At 66.8% G+C, this 14,110-nt stretch carries 8 protein-coding genes and 5 pseudogenes; 4 read left to right on the top strand and 9 right to left on the bottom strand.

The annotated features are described in order from the left end of the window. Positions 1-41: 41 nt before the first annotated feature. From NHF48_RS17125 to NHF48_RS17105, 5 genes and pseudogenes are all read right to left on the bottom strand, one after another. Positions 42-1,332 (bottom strand): annotated as a pseudogene (locus tag NHF48_RS17125) (adenylosuccinate synthase). A 30-nt stretch (positions 1,333-1,362) separates the two neighbouring features. After that, positions 1,363-2,464: pseudogene (locus NHF48_RS17120) on the bottom strand (ATP phosphoribosyltransferase regulatory subunit). After that, on the bottom strand, positions 2,461-2,814 hold the full coding sequence (locus NHF48_RS17115) for an endonuclease domain-containing protein (RefSeq protein WP_253071787.1): 354 nt from the start codon (positions 2,812-2,814) through the stop codon (positions 2,461-2,463). Before NHF48_RS17115 ends, NHF48_RS17120 begins: the two are co-directional and overlap by 4 nt. A 126-nt stretch (positions 2,815-2,940) precedes the next feature. Then, positions 2,941-4,518 carry a phosphoglycerate dehydrogenase gene (gene serA / locus NHF48_RS17110; protein WP_253071786.1) on the bottom strand — a complete coding sequence of 526 codons (1,578 nt, stop codon included), beginning with the start codon at positions 4,516-4,518 and terminating at the stop codon, positions 2,941-2,943. Between the two features lie 195 nt (positions 4,519-4,713). Next, positions 4,714-5,868 carry a phosphoserine transaminase gene (locus tag NHF48_RS17105; RefSeq protein WP_253071785.1) on the bottom strand — a complete coding sequence of 385 codons (1,155 nt, stop codon included), beginning with the start codon at positions 5,866-5,868 and terminating at the stop codon, positions 4,714-4,716. Positions 5,869-6,103: 235 nt separating this feature from the next. Between NHF48_RS17105 and NHF48_RS17100 the strand changes: the two genes are divergently transcribed. Next, positions 6,104-6,757, top strand: coding sequence for an extensin family protein (locus NHF48_RS17100; protein WP_253071784.1), 654 nt, complete (start codon positions 6,104-6,106; stop codon positions 6,755-6,757). Positions 6,758-6,804: 47 nt separating this feature from the next. After that, positions 6,805-7,683 carry an LOG family protein gene (locus NHF48_RS17095; RefSeq protein WP_253071783.1) on the top strand — a complete coding sequence of 293 codons (879 nt, stop codon included), beginning with the start codon at positions 6,805-6,807 and terminating at the stop codon, positions 7,681-7,683. A 130-nt stretch (positions 7,684-7,813) separates the two neighbouring features. Here the strand turns inward: NHF48_RS17095 and NHF48_RS17090 are convergent, their stop codons facing one another. Next, positions 7,814-8,530 carry a c-type cytochrome gene (locus NHF48_RS17090; protein ID WP_253071782.1) on the bottom strand — a complete coding sequence of 239 codons (717 nt, stop codon included), beginning with the start codon at positions 8,528-8,530 and terminating at the stop codon, positions 7,814-7,816. Positions 8,531-8,676: 146 nt separating this feature from the next. Between NHF48_RS17090 and NHF48_RS17085 the strand changes: the two are divergent. Beyond that, positions 8,677-9,580, top strand: a pseudogene (locus NHF48_RS17085) (prephenate dehydratase). Between the two features lie 144 nt (positions 9,581-9,724). Here NHF48_RS17085 and NHF48_RS17080 read toward each other — a convergent pair. The 3 genes and pseudogenes from NHF48_RS17080 to NHF48_RS17070 form a co-directional block, all read right to left on the bottom strand. Then, positions 9,725-11,034 (bottom strand): annotated as a pseudogene (locus NHF48_RS17080) (sensor histidine kinase). Positions 11,035-11,131: 97 nt separating this feature from the next. Beyond that, positions 11,132-11,797 carry a response regulator transcription factor gene (locus NHF48_RS17075; protein ID WP_056061146.1) on the bottom strand — a complete coding sequence of 222 codons (666 nt, stop codon included), beginning with the start codon at positions 11,795-11,797 and terminating at the stop codon, positions 11,132-11,134. A gap of 23 nt (positions 11,798-11,820) precedes the next feature. Next, a complete protein-coding gene (locus NHF48_RS17070) occupies positions 11,821-12,135 on the bottom strand; it encodes a hypothetical protein (protein WP_263816917.1) in 315 nt (104 codons plus the stop codon). Between the two features lie 121 nt (positions 12,136-12,256). Here NHF48_RS17070 and NHF48_RS17065 point away from each other — a divergent pair. Beyond that, a pseudogene (locus NHF48_RS17065) lies at positions 12,257-14,039 on the top strand (ABC-F family ATP-binding cassette domain-containing protein). Positions 14,040-14,110: the final 71 nt, after the last annotated feature.

Below are 14,110 nucleotides of genomic sequence, written 5' to 3'. Positions count from 1 at the left end.
GAAAAGCCGGGCGAGCGATCGCCCGGCTTTTTAGTGTCCGCTCAGTCCGAGAATGGATCGCGGACGAGGATCGTGTCAGCACGCTGTGGGCTGGTCGACACCAACGTCACCGGGCAGCGGATCAGCTCCTCGATCCGGCGGATATACTTGATCGCCTGCGCGGGAAGATCGGCCCAGCTGCGCGCACCGGCGGTCGTCTCCTGCCAGCCTTCCATCGTCTCGTAGATCGGCTCGACCAGCGCCTGGTCCGCCGCATGCGCCGGGAAGTAATCGAGCGTCTCGCCGCGCAGCTTGTAGCTGGTGCAGATCGATACGGTCTCGAACCCGTCGAGCACGTCGATCTTCGTCAGCGCGATCCCGGTGATGCCACCGACCGCCGCCGCCTGCCGCACCAGCACCGCGTCGAACCAGCCGCAGCGGCGCTTACGCCCGGTGACCGTTCCGAACTCATGCCCGCGGACGCCGAGGCGCTCGCCGGTCTCGTTCTCGAGCTCGGTCGGGAAAGGTCCCGAACCGACGCGCGTCGTGTAAGCCTTGGCGATCCCGAGCACGAAGCCGACCGCCGATGGCCCGAGGCCAGAACCGCCAGCCGCTGCGCCCGCGATCGTATTCGACGAGGTAACGAACGGATAGGTGCCGTGGTCGACGTCGAGCAGCACGCCCTGCGCGCCCTCGAACAGGATCCGCTTGCCGGCGGAGCGCGCGGCGTTGAGGTCGCGCCAGACGGGCTTGGAGAACGGGAGGACGAAGCCGGCGATCTCGCGCAGTTCCGCGATCAGGCGGGCGCGGTCGATCGGCGGCTCGCCGAAGCCTGCGCGGAGTGCGTCGTGATGCGCGGTAAGGCGATCGAGCTGCGGCCCGAGATCGTCGAGATGCGCGAGATCGCAGACGCGGATCGCACGGCGGCCGACCTTGTCCTCATACGCAGGCCCGATCCCGCGACGCGTGGTGCCGATCTTGCCGGCACCGCTCGCATCCTCGCGCAGACCATCGAGATCGCGGTGGAATGGCAGGATCAGCGCACAGGTGTCGGCGATCCGCAGCGTCTCCGGGGTCGCGACGACGCCCTGCGCGCCAAGCCGGGCGATCTCGTCCTTCAGCGCCCAGGGATCGAGCACCACCGCCGTTGCCGATGAACGACGGCGTACCGCGGACGATGCCCGACGGCAGCAGCGACAATTTGTACACGTTGTCGCCGACGACCAGCGTGTGGCCGGCATTGTGGCCGCCCTGGAACCGCACGACCATGTCGGCACGCTCGGCGAGCCAGTCGACGATCTTGCCCTTGCCTTCGTCGCCCCATTGCGCGCCGATGACTGCTACGTTGGCCAAACTCTATCTCCTGAGGATTACGCGCAGCGCCTACAGCGCGCGGGGCTCGCCCGCCACCCATAGATGCGTGCAGACTTGAGCTTCGGGGGTGTCGCCAGCGTCCAGTGCGGCGACCGTGACCCAGCCCTGCGCGCGCATGGCGGCGCCTTCGCTGGCAGGGGTACCGAACGGGAGGAAGAGGCGGCGGCGGTCGACGGTGGCGACACGCTCGACCAAGGCGTCGGCGAACAGCGAGAAGCCGGTGGCCGCTTCCTCGGCGCCGGTTTCGTGAACGATGGTGTAGGTGCCACCGCGTCCGACTTCGCGTGCGCTGCCGGCGGCGAAGAGCGAGAAGCCGAGCCAGCTCTGGTATTCGAACCCGTGCCGCTCGGTCGGGTCGAGCGTGAGCGCGACGCGGCCGTCGAGTGCTTCGGCGATGCGGGCGAGGCCGTCGAGGCGGGAGGCGAGTGCACCGGTGGTGTCGAAGGCGCGGAGGCGGTCCATCGCTTGGTCGAACGGGCCGGCGGCTTCAATCAACGGAAGATAGGCGGGGGCGAGCGCCGCGACGGCACCGGCGTCCTTCGCGTCGAGCCGATCGCGCAAGGTGGCGATCAGATCATCCGCGACGGGGAGAGGTCCGGCGGCCAGCGTCGGCACCAGATCGGGCAGCGTGAAGTCGATCGACGCACCGGTAACGTCGGCGGCCGCGATCATGTCGACTGCAACCGCGACCAGTTCCTGCGCCGCGGCAACCGAGTCGAGCCCGATCAACTCACACCCAATCTGCCGGGTCTCGCGCGCGGGGGCGAGCTGCGACGCGCGCAGTTTAAGCACGGAGCCAGCATAGCTCAGCCGGACCGGCCGAGGGTGATGCCCCATCCGAGTGGCGGCGATCCGCGCGACCTGTGCGGTAATGTCGGGCCGGATCGCGAGTGTGCGCTGCGACACGGGGTCGACGAAGCGCACCGCGTCGTGCAGCCCGCCGGCCTTCAGCCGCATCTCCAGACCATCGGCGAATTCGGCGAGCGGCGGGTCGACACGTTCGTAACCGTTCAGGCGAGCAGCTTCGAGCACGCGCGCTTCCAGCGCCGCTACCGAATCGGCGAACGGGGGGGAGGCGATCTCGGAAACCTTCGGGGAGAAGTGCGGTCATCGTGCGGACTCCGCCGTGAGGGCTGCCGATATGACCTGCCAGACCCCGTCCATCTCGGACATGATGTCGGCGTTGCTGAACCGTATCACGCGATATCCCTGTCTTTGGAGCCAATCCGTTCGGCTTGCGTCGCGCGCTTGGTCACTATGTGTATCGCCGTCAACCTCGATGACGAGTTTCGCGTCGCGGGCGCAGTAGTCGGCGATGTAGGGGCCGATGACGAACTGGCGAGTGAATTTGGTGTTACCCATCTGCCGGTCGCGGAGGTGGCGCCAGAGTTTCGCCTCTGCCGGGGTGGGCTCGCGCCGCATCCGCTTGGCGCGATCGAGAAGTAGGTCGTCGACCTTCACTGCTCCCTCTCCCCCTTCCGGGGAGGGGGTCGGGGTGAGGGGCGCCGCGAGCGCTGCCCTCTCCAACTGCCCCTCACCCAACCCTCTCCCCCGGAGGGGAGAGGGCTTTAGAAGAGCGTAGCAGGCTTAGAAGTTGAGGCCCATTGCGGTCTTCACGCCGGGGAGCGCGCGGACCTTGGTCAGCAGGTCGGGCGTCACCGCCTCATCAACCGACAGCAGCAACACCGCCTCGCCGCCTGCTGACCGACGCCCGAGGTGGAACGTCCCGATATTCACCCCAGCCTCGCCCAGCGCAGTCCCAAGACGCCCGATGAACCCCGGCGCATCCTCGTTGACGACATACAGCATCGGCCCCGCCAGATCGGCCTCGATCTTGATCCCCAGCAGTTCCACCAGACGCGGCGCCGAATCACCGAACAGCGTACCCGCCACCGACCGCTCGCCATCCTCGGTCTTCACCGCGACGCGCAGCAGCGTGTGGTAATCCGCCTCACGCTCGGTACGCACTTCGCGAACTTCGAGACCACGCTCACGCGCCAGCACCGGCGCGTTAACCATGTTGACGGTCGCGGTCTGCGTCTGGAGATACCCGGCCAGCACCGCACTCACGATCGGCTTCGCATTCAGATCCGCCGCCGCACCCTCGGTATGCACCGAAATCCGCGACACAGCGCCGGTCGTCAACTGCCCGACCAGCGACCCGAGCTTCTCCGCCAGCGCCATGTACGGCTTCAGCTTGGGCGCCTCCTCCGCCGACAGCGACGGCATGTTGAGCGCGTTGGTGACGCCACCCGACATCAAGAAATCGGCCATCTGCTCGGCGACCTGGATCGCGACGTTGACCTGAGCTTCGGTGGTCGACGCGCCGAGATGCGGCGTGCTGACGAAGTTCGGCGTGTTGAACAACGGCGACGCCTTGGCGGGCTCCTCGACGAACACGTCGAGCGCGGCACCGCCGACCTGGCCCGAATCGAGCGCCGCCTTCAGCGCGACCTCGTCGATCAGGCCACCGCGCGCGCAGTTGATGATGCGGACGCCTTTCTTGGTCTTGGCGAGCGCGTCGGCCGAGAGGATGTTGCGCGTCTGGTCGGTCAGCGGCGTGTGCAGCGTGATGAAGTCGGCACGCGCGAGCAGTTCGTCGAGCGTGACCTTCTCGACGCCGATCTCGATCGCGCGCTCGGGCGTCAGGAACGGATCGAACGCGACGACCTTCATCTTGAGGCCACGGGCACGGTCGGCGACGATCGAGCCGATATTGCCCGCACCGATCAGCCCGAGCGTCTTCGACGTCAGCTCGACGCCCATGAAGCGGTTCTTCTCCCACTTGCCGGCCTGGGTCGAGGCATCGGCCTCCGGCAGTTGGCGGGCGAGCGCGAACATCAGCGCGATCGCATGCTCGGCGGTGGTGATCGAGTTGCCGAACGGCGTGTTCATCACGACGACGCCCTTCGCCGACGCGGCGGGGATGTCGACGTTATCGACGCCGATGCCTGCGCGGCCGACGACCTTCAGGTTGGTCGCGTGCTCGAGGATTTCCTTGGTGACCTTGGTCGAGCTGCGGATCGCGAGGCCGTCATACTCGCCGATCATCGCCATCAGTTCGGCGGGCGTTTTGCCGGTGATCTCGTCGACCTCGACGCCGCGCTCACGGAAGATCTGGGCGGCACGTGGATCCATTTTGTCGGAAATGAGGACTTTTGGCATGGGATTGCTCCTGGGAATTCGGTGAATTGGGGCGCGTCCCTATTCCAACTCCCCCGTCATCCCGGCGGAAGCCGAGACCCACGGTAGCGGTTCGCTTCATGAGCGAATGCTCCGTGTCCATGGGTCCCGGCGTGCGCCGGGATGACGGAATGGGGGTGATTGTTGGAAGGAGGACGTAAAAGACGCGGTAGCTGGTTAGGCCGCCTTGGCGGTCGCGTAGGCCCAGTCGAGCCAAGGGCCGAGCGCCTCGATATCGGCGGTGTCGACGGTCGCGCCGCACCAGATACGCAGGCCCGCAGGCGCGTCGCGGTACCCGGCGACGTCGTAGGCCGCGCCCGCTTTCTCCAGCGCCGAGGCCATCGCCTTGATCAGCGCTTCGTCTGCACCCTCGACCGTCAGGCACACGCTGGTCTTCGACCGCGTTGCCGGATCGGCCGCCAGATGACCGAGCCAGTCACGCTCCGCGACGATCTTGTCCAAAGCCGCCGCATTCGCATCCGACCGCTTGATCAGCCCATCTTCGCCAAGCGACTTTGCCCATTCGAGGCTGAAGATCGCGTCTTCGACGGCCAGCATCGACGGTGTGTTGATCGTCTCGCCCTTGAACACGCCCTCGGTGAGCTTGCCCTTCGAGACGAGGCGGAACACCTTCGGCAGCGGCCATGCAGGGGTGTACGTTTCGAGACGCTCGACCGCGCGCGGCCCGAGGATCAGCACGCCGTGCGCGCCCTCCCCGCCGAGCACCTTCTGCCACGAGAAGGTGGCTACATCGATCTTCGTCCAGTCGATATCGTAGGCGAACACGCCCGACGTCGCATCGGCGAACGAGAGACCCTCGCGGTCGTCGGGGATCCAGTCCGCGTTAGGGACGCGCACGCCGCTGGTGGTGCCGTTCCAGGTGAACAGCACGTCGTTCGACCAATCGACCGCGTTCAGGTCGGGCAGCTGGCCGTAATCGGCGCGCACCACCGTGGGGTCGATCTTGAGCTGCTTGACCGCGTCCGTGACCCAGCCTTCGCCGAAGCTTTCCCACGCCAGCGCGGTGACGGGCTTGGCGCCGAGCATCGTCCACATCGCCATCTCGTACGCGCCGGTGTCGGAGCCGGGGACGATGCCGATGCGGTGCGTATCGGGAAGCTTCAGCAGGTCGCGCATCAGGTCGATGCTGTACTGGAGACGGGTCTTGCCGATCTTCGAGCGATGCGAGCGACCGAGCGAATCGGTGGCGAGCTTGTCCGCGGACCAACCCGGAGGTTTCGCGCAGGGACCGGAGCTGAAAAAGGGACGTGCCGGCTTCGTAGCAGGCAAAGCAGGCGCATGTGTAGCGGGTGCGTAGGTCGTATCAGTCATGTATCTCTCCTCACAGAGAGCACGCGCGGCGTTGGGACCGCGTGGCCCGTCGCCGGCCCTAGCGGCGTTCGCAGGGGGTGTCAACCGCGTTCGATTGCAAGCGCGCGGCGGCGGGACTCGCCCCACCGTGCGCCAAACTCGCTCCGTCACCCCGGGCTTGTCCCGGGCTTCACCGTGCCGCACGGCCTTAGGCATGGGGGACAAGACGATGAGTGGATGCCGGAACAGGCCCGGCATGACGGAGTGGGTGGTAGTAGCGACTCTCGCACTGACTTTAGCCGGCTGCGGACGCGCAGATCGCCCCACGGCACCGACCAAGACCCGCCCCAACCTCTCCATCCCCAGCAACCGCGAAACCGCGCAGTGCCTCGCCGACCTGCGCGAACTCCACGTCTCGTTCCAGGTCCTGCCCGACCGTGAGACCGGCCCGGGCTGCGGCCTCGCCGGCACCGTCAAGCTCGTCGACATCGGCGTACCCGTCGCCAACCTCACCGCAGTCCGTTGCGGCGCGGCGCGCGCGTTCATCGGCTGGACGCGCAACGCGGTCGCACCGGCGGCGTACCAGATGCTCGGCAGCGAACTCGCGCGGATCGACAGCATGGGGAGTTACGCATGCCGCAACGTCGTCGGCTCCGCAGGCAACACCGGCCGCCGCTCGGGCCACGCGATCGCCAACGCGATCGATGTCGGCGGGTTCGTGCTGAAGGACGGGCGGCGAATAACCGTGCTCAACGACTGGAACTCGCCCGATCCGCAGGTCCGGCAATTCCTCCAGACGATCCGCGCGTCGGCGTGCAAGCGGTTCGGCACGGTGCTCAGCCCCGACTACAACGCCGCGCACCGCAACCACCTCCATCTCGAAGACGACCGCGCCAATTTCTGCCGCTAGCGCACCGCTCTAGCCCTCCCCCTCGCGTTTCCTCTAATCGCGCCCGAATGACCGATACACGAGTACCATCGCGCGTTTTTCCGAACGCCAGCCAGGATGCCGAGTCCGCCCGCGACTCCGTTTCCACACCCCAGACGCAGCACCCGCATTACCGACTCGCCTTTCAGGACATGGACTTCCTGTTGCGCGAAGACCTGCGGCCGGTGCGGTTCCAGCTCGAACTGCTGAAGACCGAACTCGTCCTCGACGAGGCGAAGATCGGTTCGACCTTCGTATTCTACGGCTCCGCGCGCATTCCCGAGCCGTCGAAGGCGCAGGCGTTGCTGAAGCTCGCCACCGACGAGAAGTCGAAGAAGATCGCCGAGCGGCTGGTCGAGAAGTCGAAATATTACGACGTCGCGCGTGAGCTGGCGGCCAAGGTCAGCGTGCTGCCGCGCGACGAGCGTGGCTGGCGGCAGTTCGTGGTGTGTTCGGGCGGCGGTCCGTCGATCATGGAAGCCGCCAATCGCGGTGCTGACGATGTCGGCGCCGAGTCGATCGGGCTTAACATCGTCCTGCCGCACGAGCAGGCGCCGAACCCGTACGTCACCCCGTCGCTGTCGGTGCAGTTCCACTATTTCGCGCTGCGGAAAATGCACTTCCTCCTGCACGCCCGCGCGCTCGCGGCGTTTCCGGGTGGGTTCGGGACGTTCGACGAGCTGTTCGAGCTGCTGACGCTGATCCAGACGGGCAAGATCCAGCCGATCCCCGTGTTGTTGTTCGGGCGTCAATTCTGGGAGCGGGTCGTGAACTTCGACGCGCTGGTCGAGGAAGGCGTCGTGAGCGAGAAGGACCTCGGGATCTTCCGCTACGTCGAGACCGCCGACGAGGCCTGGGACGCGGTGCAGTCGTTCTATCGTGAGCGGGCGGAGAAGGGAAGCGGCTGAAGGCTGAACCTTCTGCTCCCTCTCCCCCTTCCGGGGAGAGGGCTGGGGTGAGGGGCTGTTCCGGGCGCTGCACTGCTTGGCAGCCCCTCACCCCGACCCTCTCCCCTAAGGGGAGAGGGAGTTGGTCGCCCTACTTCTCCGAGCGAGCGCCCTTGCGGGCCGCTTCCGGATCCACCGACGGCGCACCCGACGCGGGCGTCCCGGTATTCGCGATGTCCGCAGTCGGCGCGCCCTTGGTAGCCGCAGCCTCCGCCGCATTCGCCGTCGCCGGCTGATCCTTCGCCGCAGCATCCTTAGCCGCTGGCGCAGCGCCAGCCGCGGGCGCCGCCGGCAACGGCAGGTTCGAACCCTGCTGGTTCAGATACAGGATCACGTTCGCCCGGTCCTGCGCATTGCCGAGCCCCGCAAACGTCATCTTCGTCCCCGGCGCGAACTTGCGCGGCGAGGTCAGCCACGCGTTCAGCTTGTCGAAGTCCCACTTGCCGCCGATCCCGGCCAGCGCCGACGAGAAGGCGTACCCGGCCTTGCCCTTGGCGATCTCCTCGCCGACCGTGCCGTACAGGTTCGGGCCGACACCGTTCGCGCCGCCCTGGTTGATGGTGTGGCAGGCGGCGCACTTCTTGAACACTTCGGCGCCCTTGGCGGCGTCGGCGGTCGGCAGCAACGAGGCGATCGGCACTTCGGCGGCGGCACCCTCGCCGCCCTCGGCGACGACGCCCTCGATCGCATAGCCCATCTTCTCGGGGCGCTCGCCGTGGAACATCATCCCGCCGACGATCGACAACCCGAGCGCCGCACCACAGCCTGCGAGCACCCAGCCGGCGATCGTATTGGTCCGATTGTCCATCTTGTGCATCCGCCCTGTTCTGTTTGGGACAGCCATAGAAAACGCGGGCGCGCACCGCAAGCCGCGCTTGAAGGGCGGGTGTATGGCGGACGGCGGCGCTTTACGCGGCTTGAACAGGCAGGCAGCGCGCTTTAGGCGCTCGGCGCATGGAAAACTTCGCCGCACCCGCCCGCCCGATCGTCGCGCGGATGACCGACGCCGCCGCCGCCGAGCCCGCGCGCGCCGTCGCGTTCCAGGGTGCACCGGGCGCGAACAGCCATGTCGCCGCGATCGAGGCGTTCCCCGACGGCCTGCCCCCTGCCCTGTTTCGATTTCTCCGACGCGATCGACGCGGTGAAGGACGGTCGCGCCGATTGCGCGATCATCCCGATCGAGAATTCACTGCATGGCCGCGTGGCGGACATCCACTTCCTGCTCCCCGAATCGGGACTGGTGATCACCGGCGAGCATTTCCTGCCGATCCGCCACGCGCTGATGGCCTGCGGCCCGCGCGACGGCATCCGCAAGGCGATGAGCCATCCGCAGGCGTTGGGGCAATGCCGGCACTGGCTGAAGGCGCACGGGATCGAGCCGGTGAGCTATCCCGACACCGCCGGTGCAGCCGCGGTTGTGGCGGAGTTGGGCGACCCGGCGATCGCCGCACTCGCGCCGCCTGCCGCGGCCGCGCTATATGGTCTCGATCTGCTCGCGACCGACATCGCCGATGCGGACCACAACACGACGCGGTTCGTGGTCCTCGCGCGCGGCGGCAAGCCGCCCGCGGCGCAGGAGCCGGTCGGCGGCGAATGGATGACGACGCTGATCTTCGAGGTCAGGAACGTCCCCGCCGCTCTCTACAAGGCGGTCGGCGGGTTCGCGACCAACGGCGTGAACATCACCAAGCTCGAAAGCTACCAGCGCAACGGCAGCTTCTCCGCGACGGAATTCTACGCGGACGTCGTGGGGAAGCCGGGCGACGCGAACCTCGACCACGCGCTGGAGGAACTGGGGTTCCATTCGAAATGGCTGCGCGTGCTGGGGACGTATCGGCAAGCGCGCTCGCGGGGGTGATGTGACACTGATCCTCCCCCCGCTAGGGGGAGGTGGCTGGCCCTTGCCAGACGGAGGGGGAGGCAGAGGACAAGGTGTGTTCCGTGTCCTCCCCCTCCGTCGCTTCGCGCCACCTCCCCCTTGCGGGGGAGGATCGAAACGGCGTCAGTTAGCCGCGGGCAACCGCAACCGGACCAGCAACCCACCAAGGTCCTCGCTCTCCTCGAGCGCAACCGTCCCCCTCGTAGATCTCCGCCACGTCCCGCACGATCGCCAGCCCGAGCCCCGTCCCCGGCTTGCCCGTATCCAGCCGCACACCCCGATCGAAGATACGCACCCGCTCCTCTTCCGGAATGCCAACCCCGTCGTCCTCCACGAGGAACTCGACGAACCCTGACTGCGCACCGACCGTCACGAACACGCTGCCACCACCATATTTCGCGGCGTTCTCGATCAGGTTGCCGAGCATCTCGTCGAGATCCTGCCGCTCGACATGCACCTGCAACCCGCGAGGCCCGGTCACGTCGATGCGCACATGCCGGTACAGCCGGCCGACCGCACGCTCCACCGACTCCAGGCTCGGCCACATCCGCACGACTATGCGCAGACCCACGCCGCCCGACCGCCCGCGCCCGCGCGAGGTGATGGTCGACCTGCCGCCGCATCGTCCGCGCCTCCCGGATGACCGTGTCGGCGAGATCGTCCGACTGCGCCGTCGCCGCGTTCATGATCACCGTCAGCGGCGTCTTCAGCGCGTGCGCGAGGTTGCCGGCATGCCGCCGCGCCTCCTCCGCCTGCCGCTCGTTATGCTCGATCAGCGCGTTCAATTCCTCGACCATCGGCGCGACCTCGACCGGCATCGCGCTCGACACGCGGTTCGACTGCCCCGCGCGCATCCGCGCGATCTCCTCGCGCACCCGCCGCAGCGGCCACAGCCCATAGAACGTCTGTAGTGCGGCCATCACAATCAGCCCGAGCGCAAGCAGCGCGAAGCTCCGCACCAGCGTCCGCCGCAACGTCGTGATCTGCGCATCGAGCCCGTCGCGGCTCTGCGCCACCTGGAACCGCCAATGCACCTTCGACCCGGGGATCACCGCGTCCCGCTCGACCACGCGCAGCTTCTCGTCCGGAAATTGCGTGCTGTCATAGAAATGCGCGTTACGGTCGTCATGCGTCCCGCCGAACGCGAGCCTGCGATCCCAGAGCGAACGCGACGGGAAATCCTCGCGCCCCTTGCCCGACACCTGCCAGTACAGCCCCGAATACGGCTCGACGAACCGCTGGTCGGCCGCAGCCTCGCGCGAGAAGATCACTTCGCCGTCAGGGCCGATCTCGGACGAATTGAGCAGCGACCGCAGCACATATTCCAGCTGGTCGTCGAAATTACGCGTCACCGCCGCCGACAGCACCCGGTCGAGCGCGAACCCGCCGCCGCTGAGCAGCACGCCGATCCACACCGCCGCAATCAGGATCATCCGCCGCGACAGCGATCCCTTGACCGCGGCGGGCACGCGGATCGGCCCGTCCGCTATCGGCGTGTCTGTGACCGGCGCGCTGTCCATCGTCAGCCGATCAGGCGTCCGGATCTTCGAGGCTGTAGCCAAGCCCGCGGATCGTCGTGATCACGTCCTGGCCAAGCTTCTTGCGGATGCGCGTCACGAACACCTCGATCGTGTTCGAATCGCGATCGAAATCCTGGTCGTAGATATGCTCGATCAGTTCGGTGCGGCTGACGACCTTGCCCTTGTGGTGCAGCAGATAGCTCAGCAGCTTGTATTCCTGCGCGGTCAGCTTCACCGGCTCACCGGCGCGCGTCACCTTGCCGCTGCGCGTGTCGAGGCGGATATCGCCCGCGGTAAGCTCGGACGAGGCATTGCCCGACGCACGCCGGATCAACGCACGCAGACGCGCGATCAGCTCCTCGCTCTGGAACGGCTTGGCGACGTAATCGTCCGCGCCCGCATCGAGGCCGGCGACCTTGTCCGACCAGCTGTCACGCGCGGTCAGCACCAGCACGGGCATCGTCTTGCCCTCCTTGCGCCAGCGATCGAGCACCGTCAGCCCGTCGATCTCGGGCAGGCCGAGGTCGAGCACGACCGCGTCGTAATTCTCGGTCGAGCCGAGGAAATGCCCCTCCTCGCCATCGACCGCGAGATCGATCGCATAGCCGGCCCCCTCAAGGGTATTCTTCAATTGCTGGCCGAGATTCGGCTCGTCCTCGACGATCAGAACGCGCATGACAATCCTCTCGATTACAGTGTTCAGCGACCCGTGCGGCCGACGATCTGGCCGTTACGGCCATCGACGTCGACCCAGATGACGGTTCCATCGCGCAGGAATTTCAGCGTGTAAATGGCGCTGCCCGAATCATAGTCGGAGCCGAGATACTGCGCACCCCGCATGGTCGGGATCACACGGGACTCGATCTCGCGCAAAGACGGCGCTCCGGTCTTGCGCGCCTGCAACGCCGACATCTGATCGCTGCGGCGCTGCGGGGGCTCGCCCGCCAGCATGGGGGCGGCACCCACCAGGAACGGCGCAGCGGCCAGGGTTGCAAGGAAAAGCAGCATCTTCATGGCGGTGGCATAGGCCTTCCGCATTGAACAGCCTGTGAATGATCGCGACAGGCCGCCGACAGCACGAAGCCGGCGCGGTGTAACTTGCCTGCATCACTTCGCACCCCTACGTGGCGCGAACATGGCAGCACCAATCTTAGCATTCGAAGGCCTCGGACTCGTCCAGGGCTCGGGATGGCTCTTTCGCAATCTCGACATCCATATCGGACCGCGCGACCGGCTCGCGCTGATCGGCCGCAACGGCGCCGGCAAAACGACCTTGCTCAAGCTGCTCGGCGGCAGCGTCCAGGCGGACGAGGGACGCAGGACGATCGTCCCCGGCACCCGCGTCGTCATTCTCGAGCAGGAGCCCGATCTGCGCGGCTTCGCAACACTGCGCGATTACGTGATGGCGGGCGACGATGCGCCGGTGAACTACGAGGCGGATTCGATCGCCGACCAGCTCGGCATCGACCTGTCGCGCGAGGCGGCATCTGCGTCGGGTGGCGAGCGACGTCGCGCGGCGATCGTCCGCGCGCTGTCGCAGGACCCCGACGTGCTGCTGCTCGACGAGCCGACCAACCATCTCGACATCGGCGCGATCGAATGGATCGAGGACTGGCTCAAGCGTTTCCGCGGCGCGTTCGTCGTGATCAGCCATGACCGTACCTTCCTGACGCGGCTCACCAAGCAGACGCTGTGGCTCGATCGTGGTGCGATCCGGCGTGCGGAGATCGGCTTTGGCGGGTTCGAGGCGTGGACCGAGCAGGTCTATGCCGAGGAACAGCGCCAGGCCGAGAAGCTCGATGCGCGGCTCAAGCTCGAGGAGCATTGGCTGCTGCGCGGCGTCACCGGGCGGCGCAAGCGCAACCAGGGCCGTCTGACCAAGCTGCACGAGATGCGCGCCGAACGCGCCTCCATGATTGGGCCGCAGGGCTCGGCCAACCTGACGACCGCCAGCGACGACACGAAGTCGAAGGTCGTGATCGACGCCAAGAACGTCACCAAGGTGTACGGCGACCGCACGATCATCGGCGACCTGACGCTACGTGTGACCAGAGGAGACCGCATAGGAATCGTCGGCCGCAACGGCGCGGGCAAGTCGACCCTGCTCAAGCTGCTGACCGGCGAGATCCAGCCCGACAGCGGCTCGATCAAGCTGGCGCAGACGCTGGATGCGGTGGTGATCGACCAGCAGCGCAGCCTGATGGCACCCGAGAAGACGGTCCGCGAAGTCGTCGTCGACGGCGGCGAATGGATCGATGTGCTCGGCGTGCGCAAGCACATCCACGGCTACCTGAAGGACTTCCTGTTCGACCCCAACATGGTCGACGCGAAGATCGGCTCGCTGTCGGGTGGCGAACGCTCGCGACTCCTGTTGGCGCGCGAGTTCGCCAAGCCGTCCAACCTGCTGGTGCTCGACGAGCCGACCAACGATCTCGATCTCGAGACGCTCGACCTGTTGCAGGAGGTGATCGGCGATTACGACGGCACCGTGCTGATCGTCAGCCACGACCGCGACTTCCTCGACCGGACCGTGACGATCACGCTCGGCCTCGATGGCTCAGGCACCGTGGATGTCGTCGCAGGCGGCTACGAAGACTGGGAAAAGCGTCGAGTCTCGACGACCACCGGCAAACGTGCGTCGAAGAAGGTCTCGGCGACGGCTCCCGCCGTCGCTGCCCCCCCGCGCGAAGCTGACCTACAAGGACCAGCGCGACTATGAAATGCTGCCGAAGCGAATCGAGGAACTCGACGCGCAGATGGCAGCCGATGCGGTCAAGCTGGCGAAGCCCGACCTCTACATGCGCGACAATGCGACGTTCGCGAAGCTGACCAAGGCGATGGATGCTGCCCGCGCCGAAAAGGAGGCCGCCGAGCTGCGTTGGCTCGAGCTTGCAGAAATGGTTGAGGGAACTTCTTGAACTAAATTTAGCTGGACGTTTCCCTCTTCGGTCAATACGGGAACCACGGTGCGATTGCTGCGTTGCGGCAG

It is taken from the genome of Sphingomonas sp. H160509, assembly GCF_024124765.2.
Lineage (GTDB): Bacteria > Pseudomonadota > Alphaproteobacteria > Sphingomonadales > Sphingomonadaceae > Sphingomonas.
Note: the sequence above shows the minus strand (reverse complement) of the source record. Positions and strands in the feature narration are given on the sequence as shown.

What these genes read in the sequence shown, in the direction of transcription:
- serA (WP_253071786.1), bottom strand. Translation starts at nt 4,518, where the DNA reads ATGCCAAAAGTCCTCATTTCCGACAAAATGGATCCACGTGCCGCCCAG.
- NHF48_RS17100 (WP_253071784.1), top strand. Translation starts at nt 6,104, where the DNA reads ATGACGGAGTGGGTGGTAGTAGCGACTCTCGCACTGACTTTAGCCGGC.
- NHF48_RS17095 (WP_253071783.1), top strand. Translation starts at nt 6,805, where the DNA reads ATGACCGATACACGAGTACCATCGCGCGTTTTTCCGAACGCCAGCCAG.
- NHF48_RS17105 (WP_253071785.1), bottom strand. Translation starts at nt 5,868, where the DNA reads ATGACTGATACGACCTACGCACCCGCTACACATGCGCCTGCTTTGCCT.
- NHF48_RS17090 (WP_253071782.1), bottom strand. Translation starts at nt 8,530, where the DNA reads ATGGACAATCGGACCAATACGATCGCCGGCTGGGTGCTCGCAGGCTGT.
- NHF48_RS17075 (WP_056061146.1), bottom strand. Translation starts at nt 11,797, where the DNA reads ATGCGCGTTCTGATCGTCGAGGACGAGCCGAATCTCGGCCAGCAATTG.
- NHF48_RS17070 (WP_263816917.1), bottom strand. Translation starts at nt 12,135, where the DNA reads ATGAAGATGCTGCTTTTCCTTGCAACCCTGGCCGCTGCGCCGTTCCTG.